We start from the raw sequence: 4,562 nt of genomic DNA on the forward strand, positions 1-4,562 counted from the left end.
TATCAAATTGATTTGCCCAAATTGCATTTTCCATTTCAGATGCAAGGCGACCCGAAAGTTTAACATAATTATTGGGATCACGATAGGGAACAGCCGGAACCGTTCTAACTTCTGCCCCTAATGTTCTTAATAAATCGATTTTTTCTTGGGATTGAGTTTCGGGAATAATAATCAAACATTTGTAACCCTTGGCATTACAAATATGAGCTAAACCAATACCTGTATTCCCTGCTGTTCCTTCAACAACAGTTCCTCCCGGCTTGAGTAAACCCTTTTCTTCCGCATCTTTAATAATATAAAAGGCAGCCCGATCTTTAACCGAACCACCGGGATTTAAAAACTCGGCTTTCCCTAAAATTTCACAACCTGTTTGTTCACTAAAACTATTGAGTCGAATCAGGGGAGTATTACCAACTGTTTCGACAAAACCATCTTTAATATCCATCATACTTGATTAAATTTAAGTTGTCTTATTTTCTGAGGTTTGGTGGGTCAAATCTTTTAGCCTTTTTGTTATTAAACAACATCAATCGGTTTGACCCACCCTACTGAAAGATTGAACTATTTATCGGGTTGAGGAGTCATCCGCAAGTAGGGTTTAACTTCGGTGTATCCCTTGGGAAACTTCTGTTTTAATTCTTCGGGATCTTTGAGTGAAGGAACAATTACACAATCGTCTCCATCTTTCCAGTCTGCGGGAGTCGCCACTTGATAATTATCAGTTAATTGTAAAGAATCAATCACCCGTAATATTTCATCAAAGTTGCGTCCGGTACTGGGGGGATAGGTCAGGGTAAGACGGAGTTTTTTGTTAGAATCTATCACAAAAACGCTACGGACAGTCACAGCAGCGTTAGCGTTGGGATGAATCATGTCATAGAGATCAGACACTTTGCGATCCGCGTCCGCCAAAATGGGATAATTAATATTGGTGCTTTGCGTTTCGTTAATATCACCAATCCAGCCTTTGTGAGATTCAACATCATCGACACTCAGGGCGATGACTTTAACATTGCGTTTGTCAAATTCAGGCTTGAGTTTGGCGACGGTACCGAGTTCAGTGGTACAAACGGGAGTGTAATCGGCGGGGTGAGAAAATAGAACAACCCAACTGTCACCCGCCCAGGTGTAGAAGTCGATATCACCTTCAGAGGAGGCTTGCGTGAAGTTAGGGACTGTATCTCCTAATCGCAGTGTCATAGCTGATTTCCTGTGATGTTTCGTGAGGAATGTGATTATACTGTCATAATACCCCGGTTTTCCGACCGGAATTTTGCTGTTTTTAAATCTTCACATAATTTTAAGGTCCCAGGACGATTAAAATAAAGTATCCAGTTGTCAAAACTAAATCAGGGAGAAGCCTATAGTGTTAAAACTGCTCATTGCTTTAATTCACGCTATCCAGCCGTTTATTGTCCCCTTGTGTTTTGTATCTGCCTGGGGATTGATCATTCTGTTGGTTTGGAGTCTGGGGTCTGCGATCTTTGATACCACGCGACGCGCCCAACGAATGCACCAAATTCCTTGTGCTGATTGTGCATACTTTACTAAAGATTATCATCTTAAATGTCCTGTACGACCTACAATTGCTTTATCGGAAGAAGCGATTGATTGTCCTGATTTTTGTCCGATTGGGGGACGTTATTCTTGATTTAGGCGCAAGCTTTTGGGCGCAAGCCGCAGCGCCCCTACAGATATTAAAAATTAGTCTTCGGTTTCAAAGATATCGAGTTGTTCCATTGATGTGCTTTTATTGGTTTGTTTTTTGATGCCTTTTCTCAGTCCAATGGCGATTTTACTATGTTGTTCGATTTGACGCATCACTTGTCTGGCCCGTTGAATCACAACATCAGGTAAACCCGCTAACCGTCCGGCTTCTATTCCATAGGATTTGTCTGCACCTCCCGGTTGAACTTGATGTAAAAAGACGATTTTATCGGGTAATTCTTTCACTGTGACTTGGTAATTTGCCACATTGTCTAAAATAGACGCTAACTCGTTTAATTCGTGATAATGGGTGGCAAAAATCGTCTTCGCTTGAATTTCGGTTGCTAAATATTCTGCGACTGACCAAGCAATCGAAAGTCCGTCAAATGTTGCCGTTCCTCGGCCAATTTCATCCAACAAAACAAGGGATTTGTTCGTCGCATGATTGAGAATATTTGCCGTTTCATTCATTTCAACCATAAAGGTTGATTGACCTGTAGCTAAGTCATCCACCGCCCCAACTCGTGTAAAAATGCGATCGCAAAGACTCAATTTTGCTGAACTTGCAGGAATAAAACTTCCCATTTGTGCCATGAGTTGAATTAAACCAATTTGTCGTAAATAACAGCTTTTTCCGCTCGCATTCGGGCCTGTTAAAATGATTAAATCAGGATAAGAATAGGGTGGAATTTCTGTGTTTTCTGTATGATTTTCTATACTTCCTAACTGAGCGGTATTCGGCACAAAAAATCCGGGCGGAAGTAACTTTTCTACAACTGGATGTCGCCCATCAATAATTTTGAGTTCTCGTCCTTTTACCATCTCTGGACGACAATACCCTTGACGATCAGCGACTTCTGCTAATCCACATAATACATCAATTGCAGCGATCGCCCGTGAAACATTCCGAATAATATCAGTATATTCTGCAACTTCTGAACGCAGTCTGACAAAGATATCATATTCGGCTTGGTTTAAATCTTCTTTAGCGGTTAAAATTCTGACTTCTCGTTCTTTGAGTTCCGGCGTAATATATCGTTCTTCGTTGGTTAAGGTTTGTTTGCGAAGATAATCATCGGGGGCGAGTTCTGCTTTACCGCGACTAATACTGATATAATATCCAAAGGCTTTATTATATCCAACCTTTAATGTAGCAATTCCGGTGCGTTCTCGTTCTTGAACTTCTAAATTAGCAATCCATTGTTGATCATCTGTCGCTAAACTCCGCATTTCATCAAGGTTTGCATCCACGCCCGAACGAATTAATCCCCCTTCTTTGAGATGAATGGGGGGAGATTCTACTAAATAATTATGAATTTTTTCAGCAATTTTTTCTAAGGATTGGGGAAGATTTTGTAAGGCTTTGAGATAGGGAGATTTGGCTTGTTCTGCTAAGGCGGCTAACTGCGGTAATTTCGCTAAAGAATCAGCGAGAGAGACTAAATCTTTGGCGTTAGCGGTATTATTTCCGACTCGTCCTGTTAAACGTTCAAGGTCATAGATTTGTCGGAGAAGCTGTTGAAAATCTTGTCGGAGTTGATGATTATTTACGAATTCTTGGATCGTATCATGTCGAGCGCGAATGCCTTTAAGATCGAGTAAAGGTTGTAATAACCACCGTCGTAACGCCCGACTTCCCATTGGGGTGTTTGTTTTATCTAATGCCCATAAGAGAGAACCATATAAAGTGTTATCTCTAACTGTTGTGGTAATTTCTAAATTGCGGCGACTTTGATGATCTAGAATTAAATAATCACTGAGCGTATAAGTGCGAGGACGTTGTAGAGAAGTCGTGTTATGTTTTTGGGTATCTTCTAAATATTCTAATAAACCGCCTGCTGCACGCACACTGAGGGGAAGATGTTCACAACCAATTCCTTCGAGAGATTTGAGTTGAAATTGTTGTAAAACTCGGGGGCGGGCTTCACCCAAAGAAAAGGGCTTTTGCGATCGCAATGAATAACAAAAACACCGGGGTAAACAGTCGGGGAGTTCGTGATCACTTTCTCCAGGTTTCAGCATTTTACTGATATCAGGTGCATTCACCGGAACCAACACCTCAGACGGTTGCAACCGCATTAATTCTTGTGTAAGCTGTTCTAAATTAACTGACTGGGTGATCAGAAATTCTCCTGTAGAAATATCAGCATAGGCTAACCCCCAATGTTCACCTGCAATCACAAGAGCCGCTAAATAATTATTTTGGCGGCCTTTGAGCATATTATCATCAGTCAGCGTGCCAGGAGTGAGGACACGGGTGACTTCTCGCTTCACCTGTCGTTTTTCTTTGGCGGCGATGGCTGCATCTTCAACTTGATCGCAAATAACAACGGCATAGCCTTTTTCTAGGAGGGTACTGCTGTAGCGATAAACGTGTTCGTGGGGAACTCCCGTCATCGGAACTCGCCCGACTTCTTTTCCGGCGGCTTTGGTGGTTTGCATGAGTTCAAGTTCATGGGCGATGGTGACTGCATCTTGAAAAAAGCACTCAAAGAAGTCGCCCACCCGAAAAAACAATAAAGCATGGGGATATTGTTCTTTGACTTCCAGATATCGCTGCATCATTTCCGACAGTTTGCTGCGATCGAGTTGTCGGTAGTCAGCGTTGGGGTATTCTTCCGGTGGAGTAGATGCAGGGGTGGGATCAGTCATAGCAGGTTTGAAACTCTTAGCAGGACGCTACCCTTATTAACTTTACCGCGATTGTCACCCCCCTTTGCAAATTTGTTCAACTTTTTAGGGGTGATGATTGAGACAAATTTGGGGTATAACCGATACATTTTTGCTAACGTTTGCTAACAAACACATAGGTTGAGAGATTCTCTCAGCCAGGGCGTATCAACCAATGCCCGTAG

Annotated in this window: 4 protein-coding genes; 1 reads left to right on the forward strand and 3 read right to left on the reverse strand. The window is 42.1% G+C overall.

The features are described 5' to 3' along the window. Positions 1-445, reverse strand: a 445-nt coding sequence (locus WN50_RS28690; protein WP_049561550.1) for a pyridoxal-phosphate dependent enzyme, incomplete at its 3' end; no start/stop codon positions are given. 116 nt (positions 446-561) lie between these two features. Beyond that, positions 562-1,200 (reverse strand): peroxiredoxin, encoded by a 639-nt coding sequence (locus WN50_RS28695; protein ID WP_046279403.1) that lies wholly within the window; start codon positions 1,198-1,200, stop codon positions 562-564. A 166-nt stretch (positions 1,201-1,366) separates the two neighbouring features. On the opposite strand from WN50_RS28695, the gene WN50_RS28700 reads away from it, so the two are divergent. Then, positions 1,367-1,651 carry a hypothetical protein gene (locus WN50_RS28700; RefSeq protein WP_046279404.1) on the forward strand — a complete coding sequence of 95 codons (285 nt, stop codon included), beginning with the start codon at positions 1,367-1,369 and terminating at the stop codon, positions 1,649-1,651. A gap of 53 nt (positions 1,652-1,704) precedes the next feature. Here the strand turns inward: WN50_RS28700 and mutS are convergent, their stop codons facing one another. Next, positions 1,705-4,359, reverse strand: coding sequence for a DNA mismatch repair protein MutS (gene mutS / locus WN50_RS28705; protein ID WP_046279405.1), 2,655 nt, complete (start codon positions 4,357-4,359; stop codon positions 1,705-1,707). Positions 4,360-4,562 lie beyond the last annotated feature (203 nt).

The organism is Limnoraphis robusta CS-951 (assembly GCF_000972705.2).

Coding starts and splice junctions, on each gene's coding strand:
- WN50_RS28695 (WP_046279403.1), bottom strand. CDS start 1,200: ATGACACTGCGATTAGGAGATACAGTCCCTAACTTCACGCAAGCCTCC.
- mutS (WP_046279405.1), bottom strand. CDS start 4,359: ATGACTGATCCCACCCCTGCATCTACTCCACCGGAAGAATACCCCAAC.